The sequence below is a fragment of the Amycolatopsis sp. NPDC051372 genome (genome assembly GCF_040682095.1).
GTDB lineage: Bacteria > Actinomycetota > Actinomycetes > Mycobacteriales > Pseudonocardiaceae > Amycolatopsis.
In genome coordinates this window covers 34,725-54,701 of sequence record NZ_JBFBAF010000035.1, presented here as the reverse complement: position 1 = coordinate 54,701, position 19,977 = coordinate 34,725, and the positions used below count along the sequence as shown (strand labels likewise).

The window sequence follows — 19,977 nt, the reverse complement described above, 5'->3', positions numbered from 1 at the left end:
TTCATCACTGTGGCGGTGTCATTTCTCCAGAGCCGCCAGCGCGTCGCGAAGTGCAGCTCTGGAGGTGATCCCGAGCTTCGGAAAGATCTGGTACAGGTGTGCGCCGATGGTCCGGTGCGAGAGGTACAGACGCTCGGCGATCTGTTTGTTGCTCAAGCCGGAAGCCGCGAGATCCGCGATCTCCCGCTCCTGGGGCGTGAGCACTTCGCCGCTCGCCGTGGTTCTCGGTGCGCCCCATCCGGTGGCACGGAGTTCCTTGGCGGCACGGTCCGCCCAGGGTACGGCGCCGAGCAGCGTGAAGGCGTCGTACGCCAGACGCAGCGGCTCTCGGGCGTCGGCGTTCGCCCGGGCGCGTCGCAGCCGTTCCCCATACGCCAACTGCACCCGGGCCAGATCGAACGGCCACCTTTCGACGCCCGGCCTCTCCAGCGCCTCCTCGAACAGGCGCACCGCCTCGGTGTCGTCGGTGGCGCACAACGCCGCCGAACCGGCGGCAAGCAGGCTGAGCCGCGGGGACAGCGCAGCGATGTCGGCCTCCCGCATGGCCCGCACGTGAGCGGCGGCGGCGCTGTGCCGATCGGTCCGTACCGCGGCTTCGACGACGTCCAGCGCCACCCACAACGCATGCGGCACGTGGGAGGCGAACGTACCGGCTGGGCTGATCGCCGTCGCGTTCTGGTAGGCGCTTTCGAAGTCACCGCGGCCGGATTCGGCCACTGTGCGGACGTGCCGGGCGCAGTGCACTGCTGCCCCCACTCCCCGGGGTGTGGCCCAGCGAATGATCTGGTCGGTCAGGCGGTCGACCGCTTCGTCGTCGCCGCGGGCCGCGGCGACGACGGCTCGGCAGTACCAGAAGTAGAAAGTGAAGAAGTGGTACCCGGAGTCCTGGCACACCTGGGTTCCTTCATCCGCCAGTTCCAGGCATTCGTCCCACCTGCCGGTGAGGTAATCGTCCAGGCACAGGTGCAACAGCGCGCCGATGTGCGGGCGCGCCGGACCGCCGTCGCGCCCTTGGAGAACGACTCGCCAGGACGGCTCGCGGACATCCGCCAGGCGATCGAGGTAGAGCGAGCCGGTGCCGGCGCGAACGATCCGGCCGGGGTCGGTCTCTTTCTGCAAGTCGCTGAGAACGGATTCCAGCTGTTCCAGTGCTGCGGCACCGGAACGGGCTGGGTCGGACCTGGCCTTGACAACCACCGACAGCAGGGCGGGCGGCTCCGGTCGCAGGCGTCGGAGCGTCGCGTACAAAGGATCCCACAGCTCCGCGCGGCCGCTGAAGGAGCACAGGAGCAGCAGCAGGTGGAGCGCGTCGATGAGGGCGCCGTCCTGGGCGTCGTAGCGGTGCGTGCCGGACTCGACGGCGCCGGCCAGCAGTCGGTGGGCGGTGTCGATGTCCCCGTCGCCGTTGATGATCAAGAAGGCAGCCACCGCCGCGAAGTGGAGGGACCCCTTCAGCTCCGGGTCGGCCAAGCGGGCGCCTTCGAGCAGTTCCGAGGCGTTGCGGAGTTGCCCGGTCGCGTCGGCGCCGATGTAGGCGGCCTCGGCGAGCCGGCGAGCGCGATTCGAGGCGTGGGGGCTCAGATCGGCTGCCCTGACCAGCGCCGCGACCGCTCCGACGGCGTCTCCGCGGCCTGCGATCCGACGCGCCGCCTGTTCCAACAGGCCGGCCACGTGCTCATCCGGCTCGACGGAAGCTTCGCCGAGGTGCCAGGCCCGCCGCTCGGGGTGGCTGACCAGCACCTGGGCCAACGCTCGATGAGCCGCTCGGCGCTCGGCACTCGTGGAAGCATCCACGACTGCCGAGCGGATCAAGGGGTGCCGGAAAACGAGCCGGCGCGTGCCGTCGTCGAAAGCCACCAGCCGATCCTGCTCGGCCGAGGCGAGGTCTTCGAGGTCTGATTCGTAGCCGGCCTGCCGTGCCGATGCCTGCAGGACCGCGAGATTGCCGGTTCCCTCCAGCGTCGCGAGCAGCAGCAGCCGCCGTGCGGCGAGGGAGAGGACGGACACCCGGGAGACGAACAGCGCCCGGAGCCGTTGGCTGAGCGGGAGTACCGCCGGAAGGCTCTCCAGGGCCACGCGCTGCTCCCCGCTCAGCGCCGTGGGCAACTCGAGCAGGGCCAGGGGGTTTCCCTCGGCCACCGACAGCAGTCGCTGACGCACTCGGGCGGCCAGCGTCGGGAATCGAGTGTTGAGCAGGAGCTGTGAGGACTCTCCGTCCAACGGCGGCACCTCGTACTCGGGCAGGCCACCGCGGTTGAAGAAGGTCTCACTTCCCGAGCGCATGGCGCCGAGGAAGGTGACGCGGGTGCCGTTGAGCCTGCGGGCGACGAAGCCCAGTACGGCGGCGCTGGCCCGATCAAGCCACGGCAGGTCGTCGACGATCAGGAGCAGCGGGCCGGCCTTGGCCACGTGACGCAGGAGCATGAGAGTCGCGTTCGACACGACGAGCCGTTCCGGCGGTGCTCCGCTCCCGAAGCCCAGGGCGACTTGCAGCGCATCGGCATGCGACGTCTCGAGTTCCCCGAACGCCTCGTAGAAGGGGAAGAGGACCTGGTTGAGTCCGGAATAGCTCACGTCGGCCTCGAACTCGACACCGGCGGCACGCAGGACCCGCGAGCCACTCGCGGCCGCCGCTTCCGCCACAGCATTGAGCAGTACGGTCTTGCCCACCCCCGCCGCCCCCGACAACAGGAGCGCTCCACCACGATCCGTGGCGTCGAGGAAGCCGCGGATGCGCTCGAGCGCCACGCCGCGTCCCACCAGGGAATCGACACCACCGTGTTCGAAAAGGCCGTTGTCGCCCACCGGGTCACGCTCCCCCGCTTGCGCGGCCCGTCGAGAATTCCCGGCCCGGCGCCCGGCCTCGCGGGCCGGACTGTCCACAAGCGATTCGCCGGTGTGTACCTCTGGCTGTCAACGTAGGCGATCCTTCACTCCTGCGGCGCGGAGTGCTGACGTCAGCCGTTGCGCAAACGTGGCGTTAAAGCAGTGGTTCCGCGTTCGGGTGTTCAATAATCTTGGACGATGCTCCACAGCATCGCGTGAAACTTCGCGTGGTCACGGGTGGGAATCGAGGACAGGCGGCGCATGACCGCCGTATCGCGAGCGATGGCGACCTGTTCCTTCACCTCGATGCCTTTCGCGGTTGCCCTGGGAATGCGCACACGCCGGTCACGGGCCGAGCGTTCGCGGACGACGAGCCCGTCGAGCTCCATGCGGTCGAGAATCGACACCAACGTGGTCTTGTCGACACCGAGTTCCGTGGCGATCTCCAACTGCGTCCGCTCCGGACCGTTGCTGATCAGTTCGAGAACGAGCCAGTCGCGCAGATCCGCCAACCCCGCATCCCGCGAGACCTCGTTGAACGCGTCGCCGAGCACTGCCGCCGCGCGGTGAGCCAGCCAGGTCAGGTCGCCGATCGCCGAGGTGGCGTCGGGTGGCGGCACCGCGTCACGGCGCTCGTTCTTCGGAGACACCGCGCGACCATACCATCCACGGCCAGATCATCCGAAACCGGATTGAATCCGCTGAAATGATCCAATCTCATATGGTCTGCGTGGCAGACATGTTGGGGGTAACCTCCACCGTCGGGAGCCCTGGGTCCGCTCGTGCGGAACCACTGGCGCGTCGCCGTCGCAGCTTAGAAGGAGGTCGGAGCCGAAAACATGACTCAAGATCCGGAAGACTTTGCCGATTCTCCACAGCCGCCGGCCGCCGGCGAGCACGATGCGCTCTCGGACGTGCTGCAGGCGATTCACCTGCAGGGTGGCGATGTGCGGCGCCGGTCGAGCCCGCGTGCACAGCACCCCGCGGGGGCCAGGTTGTTGCACATGGTCGAGGAGGGCGGGCTCAGCGTCGAGGTCGCGGGCGAACCCACCGTGGAACTGGGCGCAGGGGACCTCGCGCTGCTCGTGCGGGGTGATGCCCACCTCGTCCGAGCGGCGCCGCACGCCCGCTGGGTGACCGGGGAGTTCCTCGTCGAGACGGTGGTCGCCGCACCGCTGCTCGGTGTTCTGCCGCCGGCGATCGTGATCCGCGGCGACGCGGGATCCGCGGCGTGGCTCGCGCCGATCAGTGAGCTGCTCGTGTCCGAGGTGGTTCACCAGGCACCCGGCGCCCGCGTGATGGTGTCGCGAGCGCTCGATCTGCTCTTCATCTGGTCGCTGCGGTCGTGGGCCGCGTCCGGCGATGCGCGGGGCGCCGGCTGGCTGACGGCGGCCCTGGATCCGGTGCTCGCACCGGCCCTCACCGCGATCCACCGAGACCCCGGTCGCCACTGGCCCGTCGACGAGCTGGCGCGGCTCACGTCGCTGTCGCGTTCGGCGTTCGCGACGCGGTTTGCCGAGTCGGTCGGGGAAACGCCCGGTTCGTACGTATTGCGCTGCCGCCTGGGCCACGCGGCGCACCTGCTGCGCGGCACGGCCGACCCGGTCGGCCGGATCGCGGCCCGCGTGGGCTACACCTCCGAAGCCGCCTTCAGCCGGGCCTTTTCCCGTGCCTACGGCAGTTCGCCACGGGCGTGGCGCGGTGGGGCCGGTTCTGGTTCCTCCGAACGAACGCCGGAATGATCGGCCGGTTCGCGACCTCGCCGTTCCGGATTCGATGTGGATGGTGCTCGTTTTAGCCGATTTGGACAGTGATCGCACCATTCCTCAGCTCTTTCCAGGCCAGACACCATCTCGGTCATCGAGTGCACCTCCATGAGAGGGAGTCACACCGCTCGTCTTACAGTCCGGACACGATGATCGGCCGGCGCCGGACGACACCGCTGAGTTGGCCTGCGGTGTCGTCCGGTTCACGTCACCGGGTGGCCGCGGCGGCCCGTTCGATGAGGTCGATGACGATCCCCGGGTTGGTCACTTGTGCTGCGTGGGGGGTGTTCGCCTCGACGATGTGGGAGTGAGCGCGAGTGGCCATGAAGCGCTCGGCTGCCGGCGGGATCACGTGGTCGGCGTCGGAGACGAGGGCCCACGAGGGGATGGTTTTCCAGGCCGGCTCGCCGGACTGGTCGCTCAGGGCCGCCGAGTTGATGGGGCTCTGCGTGGCGGCGAGTTCCGCGGCGGTGGCCACGGAGACGCGGTTGCTCAGGAACAGGTCCCGGTACTGGTCCGGCTTGGCGTACAGATCGGCCTGGGGTTTGCCCTCAGTGTCGGCGTAGGGGACGGGGCTGAGGGCCGTGGGAACCTGCGCGTTGGGATCGCTGGTGATCTGGCTGCCCGGGAATTGCTTGGTCAGGTCAAAGACGGTGTCGTTCTCGGCCGGCTCGAAGGCCGAGATGTAGACCAGGGCCTTGACGTTGGGGTTGTGCGTGGCGGCGTTGGTGATGACGAATCCGCCGTAGGACTGTCCGACCAGGACGATGGGGCCCTGGATGGTCTTGAGGTAGGCCGCCAGGTAGGCGGAATCGCCGGAAACGCTGCGCAGGGCCGTCGGCGGGGCGACGACCGGGTAGCCGGCGGCCTGCAGGGGCTTGACCACGCTGCCCCAGGCGGCCGCGTCCGACCAGGCTCCGTTGACGAGGACGATCGTGGGCTTCGGAGCCTTGGCCGGGTGCGCGAGCGCGACGGGCGCGGTCTGGGGGGACGGTGCGGCCGACGCCAGCGTGGTCAGGCCGGCGGCGAGGGCGATCCCGGTCACGCCGAGGACGGCGGAGCGGAAAACACGACGGTTACGCACGGTTTCTCCTTGTTCGAAACAATTGTCATTGCTGTCCGCAGACGTGTCCGCCGTGCGGGGGTTTGTGGTGGTGGGGCCGGGGGCGACCCGTGAGCCCGGTGCCGGCGTGGTGCCCGGGGCGGGCGTGGGCGCCGACAGTCACACGCGGGCGGCGGCGTGCTCCTCGGCCCAGTTCAGCGCGTAGTCGGCGACTTCCTGCCAGCCGTCCTGGCCGATGATGAAGTGCGAGCGTCCGGGGAATTCACGGTAATCAGTGACGGCCGCGGACTTGCGGTGGAGACGCCAGTTGGCCTTGTTGACCTTGGGCGGCACGATGTGGTCGGCCTCCCCCGCGATGAACAGCAGCGGGGCCTGGCGCTTGCGGAAATCGACCCGGGTCACGGCGCGGGGGTTGAAGTTGGCGAACGCCCCCTGGAACAGCACCCGGGCCGAGCCGGGCACGGCGTACCGCTCGTAGCGCGCGGCGGACTGGCTCTCGGTGAGCGTGTTGGTCACGGCGTAGTGGAACTGCTCCGGCGTCAGCGAGACCGCTTTGTTCTTGTTGGCCGGGTTTCCCAGGACCGGCCAGGTCGACTTGAGGGTCGACAGCGGCAGCGGCAGGACGCCCTTGACGGCGGCCGAGTCGATCGCGACGCCGACGCTGCCGAGCCCGCGATCGAGCAGGAGCTGCACGACAGTGCCGCCGAACGAGTGGCCCATGATGATCGGCGGTCGATCCAGCGCGCGGATGATGCTCTGGTAGTGGTCGACCACCTCGCGAAGGCCGACTCCCGCGATACCCGCGGGGTCACGCCGAAGCTCCTCCACCTCGCGGTCGAGACCCGGCCAGGCCGGGGTGAGCACCCGGTATCCCCGAGCCTCGTAATGGTGTTTCCACCCCTCCCAGCTGCGTGGATTCACCCAGAGACCGTGAACGAGCACAATCGTGTCGGCCTCGTTGGCAGAGACATCATTCATGCGAATCTTCCCTTGAATAGGACGCTGTCTTCACTGGAGCAGGCCTGACCGGCGCTCCTCGAAAGCCGCCTCGATGCGGGCCGAGCACGCATCGGGCCGGTTCTCAGGATCCAGTCCCGCTCTGCTCGCCCGCTTCCGTCGGATGGCCACAGGGAGTCGGCGCCGTTGCGCCGCCTCGGACAGTCGTTCGACAGGTTTCGGTGTTTGCGCAGGTCGGCCGCGAGTGACGATGCACGCGCGCGCAACCCGGCTCACGCGCCGTGTCCCGTTCCGCAGCTGCCGGTCTTCGCGGCCGGCTGCGATCGATATGAGCCGCGGCCGTCCGCACAGTCAGTTGACTTGAACCGGACAGGTCAGAACGCCGACCCACCACGGCGCCGCGACGAGGTGCCGGAAAACGAAGCAGAGACTGAGCGGCTCGCCCAACGGCGTACCCGGACCGTAGGAATCAGCATGGGTCGCGAGTGGACAGTGAGCCTTGGACAGGAGCCGCGGCGGCAGTCGTATGACAGTGACCGCGACGGTCGCGAATCCGCTACCGTCCGGCGGAATGCCCGGGTAACCCCCTGGGTCGGGGTGAGGATTCATGCCGAACGAGCCGGTCGTCCTGCTCCACGGTTTCTACCACGGAGCGTGGGCTTGGACGGAGGTGATCGCCGAGCTGGTAGGGCGGGGCCGCACCGCGGTCGCGGTCGACATGGCGGCGCACGGTCTGCACGCGACGTCTCCGGCGTCCGCCGGCCGACGTCCGTTCGACCCGGTCGCCTACGCCACGGGGCCGCCGCCAGTCTCGGGCGTCGGGCTGGACGCCGCCGCCGACCTTCTGGTGGCGCAACTGGACAGCGTCGGCAGGGGAAAGGTTGGGGTGCAGCGGCTCTTCATCGCTCAGGCGGACACGGCGTTCCCCAAAACCCCACGACGGTCGTCGAGCTGACACAAGTCATCCTCGCCGGGATCCGCGCCTACCGCGCCCGGGTCCCGTTCCAAACCTGCCCACGCAAGGACGCCCTCCCCGCGATCCAGGTACCCGTCCTAGAGCTGTTCGGCGGTCGCAGCATCGTCCACGACCCCGCCGCGGCGGCGAACCTCAGGAGACTCCTCCCCCATGCTGAGGTCGACGTCCTGCCTGACGCCGGGCACTACCTGTATCTCCGCCCCAACGATCGGCACTTGATCCTCGACGCGATCGACACTGCCCGTCAGAATCACAGAAATGCAGTCCTGAAAGAGTTCGTCGAACTCGACGATTCAGATCAGATCCTTTTCCGGCCAGCGACCGGGGTGGTCACCTGAGCCGATGGCCGGGCCCTACCGTGGAATGGCGGTGTGGTCCAGGTCGAGGATGACGGGCGCGTGGTCGGTGCACTGGCCGACCGCGGCGTGGTCGACGACGTGGACGCTGCGCACGGCGGCGTCGGGCGCGTGGTGGGTGGCGTACCAGCGGTCGATGCGCCGGGGCGGGTGGTGATCACTCGGGTGAAAGCCGGTGGTGGCGGCCCAAGGGGCGCCGGTGATCCGGGCGCAGTCGCGCATCCGGCCCAGGTGCTCGAGCCGGATCGCGACGCGGCGGTCGAGGTGTCCGTGCTCGTCGAACTGGTAGGCGTGGTCGGGGTGCCAGGGCTGGTGCAGGTAGGGGTCGTGGTCGTAGAAGTGGCTGTCGCCCTTGGGGGTCGGGACCGTGGTGGCGCCGACGCCGTTGAAGCCCCCGCCGATGAACCCGGGTACGTCGTCGCAGTGCATGGCGCGCAGGATCTGCACGGCGTCCGACCATCCCCAGGCCTGGTCGAACCGGGACAGCTGCACCGACCCGACGCGCAGCCGTGGGCCGCCGAGGTCGAAGACGCAGGTGACCATCGAGTGCCACATCCCGGCGTCGGCGCGCTCGAAGCGGCCGATGGTGCCGGGCACCGGGGTGATCCCGTCGCGCCAGAGCAGCGCGGTGTGGTGGATGTCGCCGCGCAGCGCGAGCATCGGCTCGCCGCGGTGTTTCCACTGACGGCCCACGGCCTTGGCCAGTCGTCGCAGCCGCGTCGTCGCGAGGTCTCGCTTGTCGGGGTCGCGGGGGCCGGGTTCGCGGGCGACGATCTCCTGCACCGCGAGCACGTCCGCGTCGAGCCCGCGCACGAGTGCCTCCAGGCGCGCGAACCGTTCCTCCGCGGCCGGGGTGTCGCCGTCGTAGAGGTTGAACGCGTTCACCGACACCAGCCGCACCGCGACCTCCGAGTTCGTTCCGTCCAGCACCGACCGGCCCAACCGATGGCGCGGGGCCGACGGCGACACCGTAGCGCGGTGATCACCGCGCAGGTCGGTGTCGAGAGCCGGGCCCGCCAGGAGGGGGTGATGATCCAGGACAGGGCGCGGCAGGCGCCAAGTGTTTGTCAGCGTCGAGAGTGACCTGGCCTGTGTGCCGCCACTCGTACCGCACAGCGCTCTCATCGGCAGGGATCGGACGGGTAGCCGGTCCGGGGTCGTTGATCATGACCAGCTTCGGACGCCGGGCGACGGGGCCGGTAATGGTGAAGGTTGGGCAGCAGGCTGCGCAGTCGCGAGGTCGCCGGCGACGCTATTCAGCGGTCCCTCGATGCCGCCAGGCCCGGCGCCGCCAGATCATGCACGGGGCGTCGAATCGGGTGAAGCTGCTCGAAGCCTTCGCGCAGCTCGACGCACGCCAGGCCGTAGCCGAGGCCGCTCCGTCGAGCGAGGCGCTCGTGAGGGTCGTCAGCTGCATAGGCAGGCGCCCTTCCGCGGTGGCTCCTTCTGATCGGCCCGGCCGGCCCGTCGAACTCATCGTCAACCACGGGGCGGGCGCCGTCATCCCGGACCATCGGGATGGGAGAGGTCGTAGGCCCGGGAGACCTTCTGGGGGACCACCATCCGCCACGCGTCCACGACGAACTCGCGGGCCTCGGCCGGGTCCAGCGCAGCGAGCTCGGCGTGGACCCAGTTGAACCGCATGTCCGACTCCGACGGCAGCCGGAACTTCTCCGGCTCGCCGGCGACGAGCGCGGCGCGCTCCTCCTTCGGGAACGCGAACCCCATCACCGTCTCGTCGAGGGAGAATGCGACATAGACGATCTGCTTGACCCGGAACTTCAACCGGCCGCGCACGTAGACCGGATAGGAGCGCTCGAGCCCCGAGCCCAGGGCACGAACATCCTCGATTACCGCCATGACGCCCCTCCTCACCCGACGACGAGGCCGGCCAAGTCGCGCGCAACGCGCGATGCCGGTCGTCCTGGATCGTTCCCATCACCAGGGTGCCCTCGATCAGCCGGTGCAGCCAGTCTGCCGTGCGCTCGGGGTCGGTGTGGTCCATCTCCTCCCCCGCCCGCCAATCAGCCGCTCACGAGGCCGCCGGCGGAACCCTCGGTCTCGACACGGCCGAACCGAGGGCGATGTCGCTGGCGAAATGTGTGGATGAACAAGAAGTTGATCTCGTCCGGTCTCTGACCAGTGCCGGCGAGGTGGCGATCTTTTTCAAGGGTGGCCGGGCTGAGGGTGGCCGACGCGTCGATCATGCCGGTGGTGCCGTCGGCCAACACGAGCGCGCCGTCGATCATGATCGGCGAGAAGGCGGCAAATCTGATCAGGGGCTAGGGCGGTGTCCTCATCGGACGGACGCCGCATCCCCGTCGCCGCAATACCCTCAGTGCCACAGTATCCCCAGTGCCACAATGGATTGTCCTTTCCAACTTACTCTGGGACGGTGGTGAAGGTCCCCCACAGTAGGGGAAACCGGAACGGTGAGCAGGGATGAGTTCGGACGCGGTCTTGGTCACGGGCGCGACCGGCGGCACGGGGGGCACCGGCGCGCACGTCGTGCGGCGGTTGCTGGAGAGCGGGATTCCGGTGCGGGCCTTGGTCCGCCGGCACGACGAGCGGGCCGAGCGGGTGGCCGCGCTCGGGGCCGAGGTCGTGGTCGGCGATCTGAACGACTACCGGACCCTGGTGCCGGCGCTGGACGGCGTGGCGCAGGCGTACCTCACCTACCCGGTCGACGCGGGAATCGTCCAGGCGGCGGCGAACTACGCGGAGGCGGTGCGCGAAACGGGCGGAAACCCGCGCACCGTAGTGATGTCGATGGGCCCGTCGACGCGCACGCATCCGAGCCACCTTGGCCGGGGCCAGTGGCTGTCGGAGGAAGTGCTGCGGTGGGCCGGACTGGACATGACGATCCTGCGCATGGCCGCGGTGTTCCACGAGGACGACGTTCGACCCGCAGCTCTACCACCTTGACGCCGACGGCGCGCGGGACACGTTCTTCGACGGGCTCGGCGCGAGCGGCTGGCACACCGCGGCGATCACCATGCGCCTGCTGGTGACCTCCGCCCTGCCGCTCGCCACGGGCATCGTCGGCGCAGCCATCGACCTGGCGTGGCCGTCGGCGGCCCGCGCGGGTGATGCGCTGCGCGTCGAGGGGCAGATCGACAAGCTCACCTTCTCGCGGTCGCGGCCCTCGCGGGCCACCGTGCTGATGTCGTACAAGTACAAGACGGAGAACCAGGACGGCGACGTCCGGCAGAGCACGTCCGCGCGCGTCCTGGCGGTTCCGTCGGCCCGAAGCCGGGCACTAGTCAGGCGACCGGCGAGAACACCAGGCTGCCGTTGTGCCCGCCGAAGCCGAAGCTGTTGGAGAGCACGGGTCCCGGAGTCCACGGCGTGGGTTCGCGGGGCACGTCGATGTCGAGCGCCGGGTCCTGTGTGGACAGTCCGAGCGTCGGCGGGATCAGCCCGTGCGCCATCGTCAGCGCCACAGCGACGGCCTCCACCGCACCGGCCGAGCCGAACGAGTGGCCGGTGGCGCCCTTGATGCTGGTCACCAGCGGCCGGGAGGCACCGAAGACGCGGCGGATGGCGTGGGCCTCGGCGGCGTCGTTGAGGGCCGTCGAGGTGCCATGGGCATTGATGTGAGTGATGTCCTGCGGTGTGTAACCGGCGTCCTCGATCGCCATGCGCATGCAGCGCTCGGCGCCGGCGCCGTTCGGGGCGGGTGCGGTGACGTGGTAGGCGTCGGCGGTCGAGGCGGTGCCGTCGATGGCCAGGTAGATGCTCGCGCCGCGCTCCAACGCGAGTTCCAGCGGCTCGAGCACGAGGATACCGGCGGCTTCCGACGCGGCGAGGCCGTCTCTGTCCACATCGAACGGACGCGAGATCCCGCTGCGGCTCAGCGCGCGCATGTTGGTGAACCCGGCCACGCACACGGGCGTGAGGCTCGAGTCGCTGCCGCCCGCGAGCACGAGGTCGGCGGCCCCCGAAGCAATGAGCCTGGCGCCCGCGGCGATCGCGTCGGTGCCGGCCGCGCAGGCCGTGGTGATCACCGACGCGCTGCCCTGGAAGCCGTAGCGGATGCTGAGCGCGGCGGCGCCCGCGTTCGGCATCGTCATGGGCACGGTGTGCGGCGACACCCTGCGCTCGCCCTGCGCGGCCAGGACCCCGGCCTGCGACTCCAGAGTGGACACGCCACCGATGCCCGTGCCGAGCGAGACGGCGGCGCGTTCGGCGTCGAGCACCGTCACCGCCGGCTCGATCTCGCCGGTCAGCAGCCCCGCGTCCGCCAGCGCCTCGTCGGCGGCCGCGACTGCCATCTGCGTCGCGAGGTCCGCCGTGCGCGCCACCTTGTGCGACATCCAGCGCCGCGGGTCGAAGCCGCTGAGCCGCCGCACGTTCGCCGCGGCGGCCGGACGCGCCAGCCCGTCCCAGAACTCCTTCACGCCGATGCCGGCCGGCGACACGACACCGATCCCGGTCACTGCGACGCGCCGGTTGAGGGCTGGCTTCATGCACGTGCTCCTTCGAAAACGGGCCAAACTCTGGCTAGGCCTTTGCGCAGTCAGGTGTAGTCTACGGGACGACCGCGCCGGTGCCGCATCGATCGAACCCAAGTCACACCGGCGGTTGACGAGTGAGTTGCCTTGCGCAACCCTGAGGGCACGCAGCAACTTCACCGGAGCAGGAAAGCAGGCGAGACCGTGCTTGTCGGCATCTACAACGAGTACAGCGCGAAAGGCAGCTTCCGCGACCTGGCCGACGACGTCGTCGCGTACGAACGCGCCGGCGCGGACATCGCCTACGTGGCCGAGGTGTACACGTTCGACGCGGTGAGCCAGCTCGGTGCGCTCGCCGCGCTCACGAGCACCATCCGGATCGGCTCGGCGATCCTGCCGATCTACACGCGCAAGCCGTCCCTGATCGCGATGACCGCGGCAGGCCTGGACCACGTGAGCGAAGGCCGGTTCATCCTCGGCCTCGGCGCTTCGGGACCGTAGGTGATCGAAGGGTTCCACGGCGTGCCGTACACCGCGCCGCTCGGGCGGACCCGCGAGGTCGTCGAGATCTGCCGCCAGGTCTGGCGGCGCGAACGCGTCGTCCACCAGGGCAAGCACTACCGCATCCCGCTGCCGGAGGACGAGGCACCGGCCTCGGCAAGCCGCTCAAACTGATCAACACACCGGTGCGCGGCCGGATCCCGATCCTGATCGCGTCGATCGGACCCAAGAACGTCGCCATGACCGCGGAGCTCGCGGACATCTGGCAGCCGTTCTTCTTCCTGCCGGAGAAGGCGAAGGACGTCTGGGGCCGGTCGCTGGCCGACGGCGCCGGGAAGCGCGCCGACGACCTGCCCCCACTGCAGATCGAGGCCCAGGCGGTCTTCCGCATCACCGACGACCCCCGGCCGATGCTGGACGCGATGCGCCCGTCGCTCGCGTTGTACATCGGCGGCATGGGCGCGAAGGGCCGCAACTTCTACAACGACCTCGTGCGCCGCTACGGCTTCGAGGCCGAAGCGGAGAAGATCCAGGACCTCTACCTGGCCGGCAAGAAGCAGGAAGCGGAAGCGGCGGTCCCGGAAGAACTGCTCCGCTCGATCTCGTTGATCGGCCCCGAAAGCCACGTCCGCGAGCGCATCGCCGCCTATCAGGAAGCCGGAGTCACCACTCTCACCATCACCCCCGCCGGCGCGACGCGGGACGAGCGGGCCGACGTGGTCGAACAGTTCCGCGCGCTGGTGGACAAGAGCTGACTGTGCCGGCCTCACTCGCAAGCCTCGTCGAATCGGGTCTCACGGCGGCGGCTTGCTTTCCGCCGGCACCCGACGCGGTGTTCGACAGCGCGGTCACCGACTGGCCGGGCCTGTCCCGCGAGCAGTCCGCGGCCCGGCTCGCCGCGGAGACAAACGGTGTCGGGAACGCCGAGATCACCGAGCGCTTCACCGGCGAACGCGCCGAGGGCCTGATGCTCGCCGGCGAGATCGAGGGCGAGCCCATCCGGCAGATCCTCCTCGCCACCACCGACGAAACCGGGCGCCTGACCACGGTCAAGAGCTTCTTCAACAGCACCCAGCCCTTCACCACACTGCGAAACCGCGCCAAGGCGGCGTTCGACGACCTGCCGCCCGAGACCTGGGCCCCTACTCGCGCATCAAGGCCCGTCTCGGCGAAGAGCTCGGCCCCGGCTACTTCTGGGGCCGAGCAGCCGGACTACGACAGATACCTCTGACCCGCGCGTCCGGGAAGCCGCAGGATGCCGGCGCGCGCTCTGGGCGCACCGGCATCGGTCGCAAACAAAACCTACTACGGCGTGGAAAAGTTTTTGCCATCCCCCAATGTGATCTTCAGGCCTTCGTGTCCTATTGCTCGGGAACTCCGGCGGACGGGCGACCGGCCGCGTCTGATCCCGAGGTAGCCGCCGAGGTCGACGGTGGCCCGCGAAAAGGGTCCGGGATTCGAGTGCGTTCCAGGATTCCGGATCGTCGACGTCGTCGACCGCGGCGAACGGTGCCATATCGGGCCGATACCGGAAAGCACGAGAACTGTCCGACGGTCCCGGAACCGCGAACTGCCGGTGTGAGCAGAAGATCGGCGCGCCGGACGAAACCCATCTGCTCGTAGATCCGCGCGGCGATCTTGTTCTCGTGCATCACGTGCAGGAACGGCCGGTTGCCGTCGCGGCGGATCCCGGCCATCACCTCGGACACCAGCCGGCGGGAAAGTCCCTGGCCCCGATGGCCAGGGTGCGTGCAGACGGCGCTCACCTCAGCCCAGCCCGGTGGGCCGAACCGGCGTCCGGCCATCGCGACGAGCCGGCCGTGGCCCCCACAGCGAATGCCAGGCGGGAAAGTCCAGGACGGCGAACGAACCGGTCATGCCGGTACTCCTTCCGCGCGACGGCGGGCGGCCGCGTGCCGCACGAAGGCCACGGTCGGCACGGCCGAAACCACGAGGACGATGCCGCCGACGAGCAGTCCCGAGTGGACGGCATCGGTGAACGCGGAGGCCGCGGAGCTCGCGACCGTGGTCTTCAGGGAAGCCGGAACTCCGGCGGTGCTGCCGCCGTGACTCGCGCCGTCCACGATCTGGCGTGTCACCCCGGCGGGTACCCGGGCGTCGAGGAGACGTTCGGACAGCTTCTTCGGGAACTCGGTCGTGACGATCGTGCCCAGCACACTCGGGCCGAGCACGCTGCCCAGCTGCCGGAACATGTTCACCGCGGCGCTGGCCATGCCCGCCTGCTGCGCGGGCACGCTGTTGACCGCGGCCGCGGTCGAGGGCGCCACCAGCAAACCGGAACCGATACCGACGATCAGCAGGCCGGGCCACACCTGCCCGAACCCCGGGCGCATGGCCGGCAGGGCGCCCTGCACCACCCGCAACGCGCCGAGGGTGTTGAGCTCGAACAGCCCTCGTCGAGCGGCACGCTCTCCAGCGGCGCGCGGACACTTTCCCCGGCGTTGCTGACCACGACGTCGCTCTCGCCGGCCTCGCGGATGGCCGCGTCGACGCTTTCCTGGTCGGTCACGTCGAGCCGCAGCCGCTGGTCGACGGGCAGGTCGGCGAGCGTCTCCGGACGGCGGGCGGTGGCGATCACGTCGGCCCCGTCGCCAGCAGAAGCAGCGCCCCGGCACCCATGATCACCAGCCCGCCGGTGAGCATGATGACGACGCCGATGCGCCGCACCAGCCGGGCCGCCACGGCGCTGACCACGATGTAGGTCCCGAACATGACCAGCATCCGCACGCCGGTGGCCAGCGCGCCCAGGTGCTGCACGCGTTCGAGGTACAGCACGCTCACCAGCGAGATCCCGACGAAGCCGAACATCGTGGTGGTCGCGACGCCCATGACCGCCGCGAACGACGGGCTCTTGAACAGCCGCAGGTCCAGCATGCAGCGCGGTTCGGGCCGGCTGGTGTTCGTTTCGTCTCCAGCATCCAGGGCCGGATGGTGTTGCCGATGATCGGCCCGTACGGCGCGACCCAGTGGGCGCTGGGGGCGCTGGCCGAGACCCTCGCGATCGAGACCGGCCACTTCGGCATCCAGGTGAACCTCGTGCAGCCCGGTGCGGTCTCCTCGGGCGGCGGCGAACGGGCCAAGGTGCACCTGAGGGACGACGATCGCTATTCGGCGCTGTAGCAGGAACTCCCGGTCCTGCGCGGTGAGGTCGTGACGCCGGAGGCGGTGGCCGCGACGGTCGCCGACACGATCGAGCAGCCCGAACCGCCGCTGCGCGTCCCGGCCGGCGCGCCCGCGAAGCAGGTGCTGGAGGCGCGCAAGGTGGCGCCGGAGGACAAGCCCTTCCTGGCAGTGCCCCTCGACTGGTAGTCAGCCCATCAACGGGTAGTCAGCCGCGCGACGCCGAGATCGGCTCGAGGAGCCGCCGCGGGACGTTGAGCGCGGCGGACACCGGGTCGAGCTCGGCCTCGGTGGGCTTGAAGCCGGGGCCGGGCTCGATGCGGGTGTCGCCGGCCGCGACGAGCTCGCCGCACTTCTCGCACCGGCCCTCCTGGTCGAGCAGCGCGCCGTCCACGTCGTGGCGCAGCGCGCGCTTCACCCCGGCCGGCGAGTAGAAGTCGTCTCCCCAGTTGATGAGCGAGCGGACGATCGGCCAGAGCGCGACGCCCTTGTCGGTGAGCACGTACTCGACGGTGCCCGCACTGTCGTTGCGCGTGAGCACGCCTTCGCGGACGAGGAGCTTAAGCCGGGCCGTCAGTACGGCGCGGGGGATGCCGAGCTGGGTGGCGAAGTCCCCGAAGCGGCGCACGCCGTAGAACGCGTCACGCACGATGAGCAAGGTCCACCGTTCGCCGACGATCTCCAGTGCCCGCGCCAGGGAGCAGTTGCGATCCGCGTAAGTGCTGGGAAGGGACATACGGGCAGTCTACTCCGCTGGTTCGCTCACTGAACTGGAGTTGTGCTACGGTCGGCCGCAGTTCATTGACTGAACTTCGGTTGCCTCTGTTGCTCAGCCTCTGTCAGTGTTTGTCGGATTCCCAGGAGGACCAGTGATGTACCAGTTCCTCGTTTCCTTCACCGTGCAGCCGGACCGCCGCGACGACTTCGTGCGCGTGGCCTGCAAAACCGGCGTCGACTCCCTGGCCAACGAGCCCGGCTCGATCCGATTCGAGGTCATCGCGGACGAGGAGAACCCGGACGTCTTCTACCTCAACGAGGTCTACGCCGACGTCGACGCGTTCAACACCCACGCACAGGGCCCGTACTTCGGCGCGTTCTTCGCCGAGGCGAGCACGTATGCCGAAGGTCCCGTGTGGCTGATGAAGGGCAACCTGGTCGATGACGTCGACGACAGGGCCGCCGTCTGAGTCTGCTCGCAAGACCGGCGGAAGGCCCCTCGGACGTGCCCAAGCTGTTCGTGAACGCCGAACCCGGCGCGATCCTGAGCTCCCGCCAGCGGGAGTTCTGCCGGACCTGGCCCAACCAGACCGAGCTCACGGTGCCCGGCATCCACTTCGTGCAAGAGTTCAGCCCGGACCTGATCGGCTCCGCGATCGCGCACTTCGTCCGCGGTCTGTCCCGATGAGCTCCGGCATTTCGAAAGGTGCTGCAGTGTCCCACGACGACAGGCTGTTCCTGGTGACCGGCGCGACCGGCAAGACCGGGGGCGGCGCGCTCAAGCTGCTGCTCGAAGGCGGCCACCGCGTCCGGGCGATGGTGCACGGCGAGGACGACCGCTCCCACGCACTGGCGAAGGCCGGTGCCGAGGTGGTCGTGGCCGACCTGCACGACCTCGACGGGATGACCACCGCGCTGCAGGGGGTCACTGGCGCGTACTTCTGTCACCCGATCCTGCCGGGCCTGGTGGAGTCGACGGTGATCTTCGCCCAGGCGGCGACCGAGGCCGGGGTGCGCTCGGTGGTGAACATGTCGCAGATCTCGGCCCGGCGCGAGGCCGGCAGTAACGCCGCCCGGCAGCACTGGCTGTGCGAGCGCCTGCTGGACCGGACCGATCTGCTCACCACGCACATCCGGCCGACGTTCTTCGCCGAGTGGCTCAAGCTGTGGTGGGAGAAGCGCGACGGCGAGGGTTACTTGCGCCTGCCGTTCGGCGAGGGCCGGCACGCGCCGATCGCCGCGGCCGACCAGTCGCGCGTGATCGCCGCTCTGCTCCTGCAGCCCGAGCCGCACAACCGCGCGGCGTACTCGTTGCACGGTCCGGTCGAGATGAACCACCACGACATCGCCAAGGCCATCGCGACGGAACTCGGCCACCCGGTGCACTACGAACCGATCAGCGTCGAGGAGTTCTCCGCGTCGGGGCTCGAGAAGGGCGCGGACGCGCACCTCGTGCAGCACCTCTCGAACGTCGCGATCGACTACCGCAACGGCGTGTTCTCCGGCACGAACGACGTCGTCGAGAAGATCGCCGGCCGCCCGCCGCTCTCGGTGGCGGACTTCGTCCGCGAGAACCGCGCCGACTTCGCGACCAGCGGGCCGCGTTTCGTTCCCGCACCGTGACGCGGGCGGCCTGACCGATCGAGGAGAGTCCGTTGTCCTACGCGGTGGATCCGGAGCTCGCGCCCTGGTTGCCCCTGATCCCGGACATCGACGTCGGTGACCCCGGGAAGGCGCGCGCGGTTGAGCGTTCGTTGCTGGCGCAGCGGCCGGAGCCGTCGCTGGACGGGCTGACCGTCGAGGACCGGGAGGTGCCGGGCCGCCCGCTCGCGCCCGCGGTGCCGGTGCGCGTCTACCGGCCGGAGCAGCAGAACGGGCTGGTGCCGGCGATCCTGCAGCTCCATTCCGGCGGGTTCGTCACCGGTGGCCTGGACACGGAACACGGCGGTGCCGCCGCGCTCGCCCGGTCGGTGGGCGCGGTGGTCGTGTCCGTCGGCTACCGGCTCGCGCCCGAGCACCCGTATCCCGCCGCGCTCGACGACTGTTACGCGGCTTTGGTGTGGCTGGCGGAGTCCGTCGGCGAGCTCGGGGACGACCCGGTGCGGATCGCGGTGTCCGGGCAGAGCGCCGGCGGTGGTCTGGCCGCCGCGGTCGCGTTGCTCGCGCGGGATCGGGGCGGGCCGGCGCTGGCGTTCCAGGTGCTCGGGATCCCGGAGCTGGACGACCGGCTGCTGACCGACTCGATGCGGACCTATGTGGACACTCCGGTCTGGCATCGGCGGAATGCCGAGCAGAGCTGGGCTTTCTACCTGGGGGACCGGGCCGGTGGACCGGACGTGTCGCCGTATGCGGCGCCCGCGCGTGCGACGGACCTGACGGGCTTGCCGCCGGCCTACGTCACCGCTGGCCAGTTCGATCCGCTACGCGATGAAGCCCTGGAGTATGCGCGCCGCCTGGCCCAGGCCGGCGTGCCCGCGGAGCTGCACCTGTACCCGGGCACGTTCCACGGGTCCACGTTCGTGGCCGAGGCCGATGTCTCGCAGCGGATGACGGCCGACGTGATCGGTGCGTTTCGTCGTGTCTTCTGAGCGGCGAGGGGCCGCCACGGCTTGGCCGGCCGGCGAGCGGTTCGGCATCGCCGCCGCGCCGACCGGGCCGGCGCTCGTCCAGGACCTGCTCAACACCCGGCCGAGCCCGCGGAAAGGGTTCGTCGATCTGCTGTCCACAGTGGGCTCGGCGCAGCGGTGGGCGGCCGCGGCGATCGCGGAATGGGCTGAAGCCGAAGGACATCGCCGACGCCGGGTTCGGCTCAGGACCGCGGATGTCGACGAGCTTCGGCAGCTCCGGGAACAACTCACGGCCCTCGTGCGGACCGAGGACGAGCCGGTGCCGCCCGCGTTGTCCGGGCTGACGCTCACCGCGGGCACCACCACCGACGGCCGGCTGGACCTCGAACCGGCCGGGAGCGGGTGGCAGCTCGTCGACGGTGCGGTGCTGCTCGAGATCCACCGCGCCGGCCGGCTGGACGAGTGGCGGCGCCTGAAGACCTGCCGCGGCGCCGCGTGCCCGATCGCGTTCTACGACCGGTCACGCAACAACAGCCGCGTCTGGCACGACGTCAAGGTCTGCGGCAACATCGCCACCCTGCGGGCTTCCCGCGCCCGGCGTCGGCGGGTGGTGTCATGAGCGCACCGCAACAGTCCACACTCGACAGCCGGGG

General features: G+C 69.7%; 24 protein-coding genes and 2 pseudogenes. 13 read left to right on the top strand and 13 right to left on the bottom strand.

The genetic code is table 11. From position 1 onward, the window contains the following. Positions 1 to 18: 18 nt before the first annotated feature. Together AB0M56_RS40160 and AB0M56_RS40155 are read right to left on the bottom strand one after the other, a co-directional pair. Entirely contained in the window at positions 19 to 2,805 is a 2,787-nt protein-coding gene (locus tag AB0M56_RS40160; protein WP_364186102.1) for a LuxR family transcriptional regulator, read from the bottom strand. Positions 2,806 to 3,008: 203 nt separating this feature from the next. Continuing rightward, positions 3,009 to 3,476, bottom strand: coding sequence for a MarR family transcriptional regulator (locus AB0M56_RS40155; RefSeq protein WP_364186100.1), 468 nt, complete (start codon positions 3,474 to 3,476; stop codon positions 3,009 to 3,011). 189 nt (positions 3,477 to 3,665) lie between these two features. On the opposite strand from AB0M56_RS40155, the gene AB0M56_RS40150 reads away from it, so the two are divergent. Continuing rightward, positions 3,666 to 4,568, top strand: a complete 903-nt coding sequence (locus AB0M56_RS40150; protein WP_364186098.1) for an AraC family transcriptional regulator — start codon at positions 3,666 to 3,668, stop codon at positions 4,566 to 4,568. Between the two features lie 232 nt (positions 4,569 to 4,800). Here AB0M56_RS40150 and AB0M56_RS40145 read toward each other — a convergent pair whose 3' ends face one another. After that, positions 4,801 to 5,676 carry an alpha/beta hydrolase gene (locus tag AB0M56_RS40145; protein WP_364186096.1) on the bottom strand — a complete coding sequence of 292 codons (876 nt, stop codon included), beginning with the start codon at positions 5,674 to 5,676 and terminating at the stop codon, positions 4,801 to 4,803. 138 nt (positions 5,677 to 5,814) lie between these two features. Next, complete coding sequence (locus tag AB0M56_RS40140; protein WP_364186094.1) at positions 5,815 to 6,633, bottom strand: alpha/beta hydrolase; 819 nt, start codon at positions 6,631 to 6,633, stop codon at positions 5,815 to 5,817. Between the two features lie 586 nt (positions 6,634 to 7,219). On the opposite strand from AB0M56_RS40140, the gene AB0M56_RS40135 reads away from it, so the two are divergent. Further along, entirely contained in the window at positions 7,220 to 7,567 is a 348-nt protein-coding gene (locus AB0M56_RS40135; protein ID WP_364186093.1) for an alpha/beta fold hydrolase, read from the top strand. Positions 7,568 to 7,941: 374 nt separating this feature from the next. Here AB0M56_RS40135 and AB0M56_RS40130 read toward each other — a convergent pair whose 3' ends face one another. Continuing rightward, complete coding sequence (locus AB0M56_RS40130) at positions 7,942 to 8,874, bottom strand: hypothetical protein (protein WP_364186091.1); 933 nt, start codon at positions 8,872 to 8,874, stop codon at positions 7,942 to 7,944. Between the two features lie 570 nt (positions 8,875 to 9,444). Next, entirely contained in the window at positions 9,445 to 9,804 is a 360-nt protein-coding gene (locus AB0M56_RS40125) for a hypothetical protein (protein ID WP_364186089.1), read from the bottom strand. A 312-nt stretch (positions 9,805 to 10,116) separates the two neighbouring features. Between AB0M56_RS40125 and AB0M56_RS40120 the strand changes: the two are divergent. Together AB0M56_RS40120 and AB0M56_RS40115 are read left to right on the top strand one after the other, a co-directional pair. Beyond that, positions 10,117 to 10,230 (top strand): annotated as a pseudogene (locus AB0M56_RS40120) (GMC oxidoreductase); the annotation flags it as partial. Positions 10,231 to 10,386: 156 nt separating this feature from the next. Beyond that, a complete protein-coding gene (locus tag AB0M56_RS40115; RefSeq protein ID WP_364186087.1) occupies positions 10,387 to 10,869 on the top strand; it encodes an NAD(P)H-binding protein in 483 nt (160 codons plus the stop codon). Here AB0M56_RS40115 and AB0M56_RS40110 read toward each other — a convergent pair. Next, on the bottom strand, positions 10,858 to 11,118 hold the full coding sequence (locus tag AB0M56_RS40110) for a hypothetical protein (RefSeq protein ID WP_364186085.1): 261 nt from the start codon (positions 11,116 to 11,118) through the stop codon (positions 10,858 to 10,860). The two genes, AB0M56_RS40115 and AB0M56_RS40110, sit on opposite strands and share 12 nt — an antisense overlap. Before the next feature lie 89 nt (positions 11,119 to 11,207). Then, entirely contained in the window at positions 11,208 to 12,413 is a 1,206-nt protein-coding gene (locus AB0M56_RS40105; protein ID WP_364186084.1) for a beta-ketoacyl-[acyl-carrier-protein] synthase family protein, read from the bottom strand. Positions 12,414 to 12,602: 189 nt separating this feature from the next. On the opposite strand from AB0M56_RS40105, the pseudogene AB0M56_RS40100 reads away from it, so the two are divergent. Both AB0M56_RS40100 and AB0M56_RS40095 read left to right on the top strand, forming a co-directional pair. After that, positions 12,603 to 13,654 (top strand): annotated as a pseudogene (locus AB0M56_RS40100) (LLM class F420-dependent oxidoreductase). Between the two features lie 2 nt (positions 13,655 to 13,656). Next, complete coding sequence (locus tag AB0M56_RS40095; RefSeq protein ID WP_364186082.1) at positions 13,657 to 14,130, top strand: hypothetical protein; 474 nt, start codon at positions 13,657 to 13,659, stop codon at positions 14,128 to 14,130. A 130-nt stretch (positions 14,131 to 14,260) separates the two neighbouring features. On the opposite strand, the gene AB0M56_RS40090 is transcribed toward AB0M56_RS40095, so the two are convergent. From AB0M56_RS40090 to AB0M56_RS40075, 4 genes are read right to left on the bottom strand one after another with little or no spacing between them, the layout of a single operon-like run. Then, positions 14,261 to 14,737 (bottom strand): GNAT family N-acetyltransferase, encoded by a 477-nt coding sequence (locus AB0M56_RS40090; RefSeq protein WP_364186170.1) that lies wholly within the window; start codon positions 14,735 to 14,737, stop codon positions 14,261 to 14,263. A 36-nt stretch (positions 14,738 to 14,773) separates the two neighbouring features. Next, complete coding sequence (locus tag AB0M56_RS40085; protein ID WP_364186080.1) at positions 14,774 to 15,283, bottom strand: hypothetical protein; 510 nt, start codon at positions 15,281 to 15,283, stop codon at positions 14,774 to 14,776. After that, on the bottom strand, positions 15,214 to 15,498 hold the full coding sequence (locus tag AB0M56_RS40080) for a hypothetical protein (RefSeq protein ID WP_364186078.1): 285 nt from the start codon (positions 15,496 to 15,498) through the stop codon (positions 15,214 to 15,216). The genes AB0M56_RS40085 and AB0M56_RS40080 overlap by 70 nt, the downstream gene beginning before the upstream one ends. Then, positions 15,495 to 15,794, bottom strand: a complete 300-nt coding sequence (locus AB0M56_RS40075; protein ID WP_364186175.1) for a hypothetical protein — start codon at positions 15,792 to 15,794, stop codon at positions 15,495 to 15,497. The genes AB0M56_RS40080 and AB0M56_RS40075 overlap by 4 nt, the downstream gene beginning before the upstream one ends. Before the next feature lie 42 nt (positions 15,795 to 15,836). Here AB0M56_RS40075 and AB0M56_RS40070 point away from each other — a divergent pair, with 42 nt between their 5' ends. Together AB0M56_RS40070 and AB0M56_RS40065 are read left to right on the top strand one after the other, a co-directional pair. Further along, entirely contained in the window at positions 15,837 to 16,040 is a 204-nt protein-coding gene (locus AB0M56_RS40070; RefSeq protein WP_364186169.1) for an SDR family NAD(P)-dependent oxidoreductase, read from the top strand. 30 nt (positions 16,041 to 16,070) lie between these two features. After that, positions 16,071 to 16,229, top strand: a complete 159-nt coding sequence (locus tag AB0M56_RS40065) for a hypothetical protein (RefSeq protein ID WP_364186077.1) — start codon at positions 16,071 to 16,073, stop codon at positions 16,227 to 16,229. A gap of 19 nt (positions 16,230 to 16,248) precedes the next feature. Here AB0M56_RS40065 and AB0M56_RS40060 read toward each other — a convergent pair whose 3' ends face one another. Further along, on the bottom strand, positions 16,249 to 16,776 hold the full coding sequence (locus AB0M56_RS40060) for a helix-turn-helix domain-containing protein (protein WP_364186075.1): 528 nt from the start codon (positions 16,774 to 16,776) through the stop codon (positions 16,249 to 16,251). A gap of 136 nt (positions 16,777 to 16,912) precedes the next feature. Between AB0M56_RS40060 and AB0M56_RS40055 the strand changes: the two genes are divergently transcribed. The 5 genes from AB0M56_RS40055 to AB0M56_RS40035 are packed head-to-tail and all read left to right on the top strand — an operon-like array spanning position 16,913 to position 19,943. Beyond that, on the top strand, positions 16,913 to 17,227 hold the full coding sequence (locus tag AB0M56_RS40055) for a putative quinol monooxygenase (protein WP_364186073.1): 315 nt from the start codon (positions 16,913 to 16,915) through the stop codon (positions 17,225 to 17,227). Positions 17,228 to 17,262: 35 nt separating this feature from the next. Further along, positions 17,263 to 17,445, top strand: a complete 183-nt coding sequence (locus AB0M56_RS40050; protein WP_364186071.1) for a hypothetical protein — start codon at positions 17,263 to 17,265, stop codon at positions 17,443 to 17,445. 26 nt (positions 17,446 to 17,471) lie between these two features. Then, positions 17,472 to 18,380: an NmrA family NAD(P)-binding protein gene (locus tag AB0M56_RS40045; protein ID WP_364186070.1), complete on the top strand. Its 909-nt coding sequence runs from the start codon at positions 17,472 to 17,474 to the stop codon at positions 18,378 to 18,380. Between the two features lie 32 nt (positions 18,381 to 18,412). Next, on the top strand, positions 18,413 to 19,345 hold the full coding sequence (locus AB0M56_RS40040; protein ID WP_364186068.1) for an alpha/beta hydrolase: 933 nt from the start codon (positions 18,413 to 18,415) through the stop codon (positions 19,343 to 19,345). Further along, positions 19,335 to 19,943, top strand: a complete 609-nt coding sequence (locus AB0M56_RS40035) for a CGNR zinc finger domain-containing protein (protein ID WP_364186066.1) — start codon at positions 19,335 to 19,337, stop codon at positions 19,941 to 19,943. The genes AB0M56_RS40040 and AB0M56_RS40035 overlap by 11 nt, the downstream gene beginning before the upstream one ends. Positions 19,944 to 19,977 lie beyond the last annotated feature (34 nt).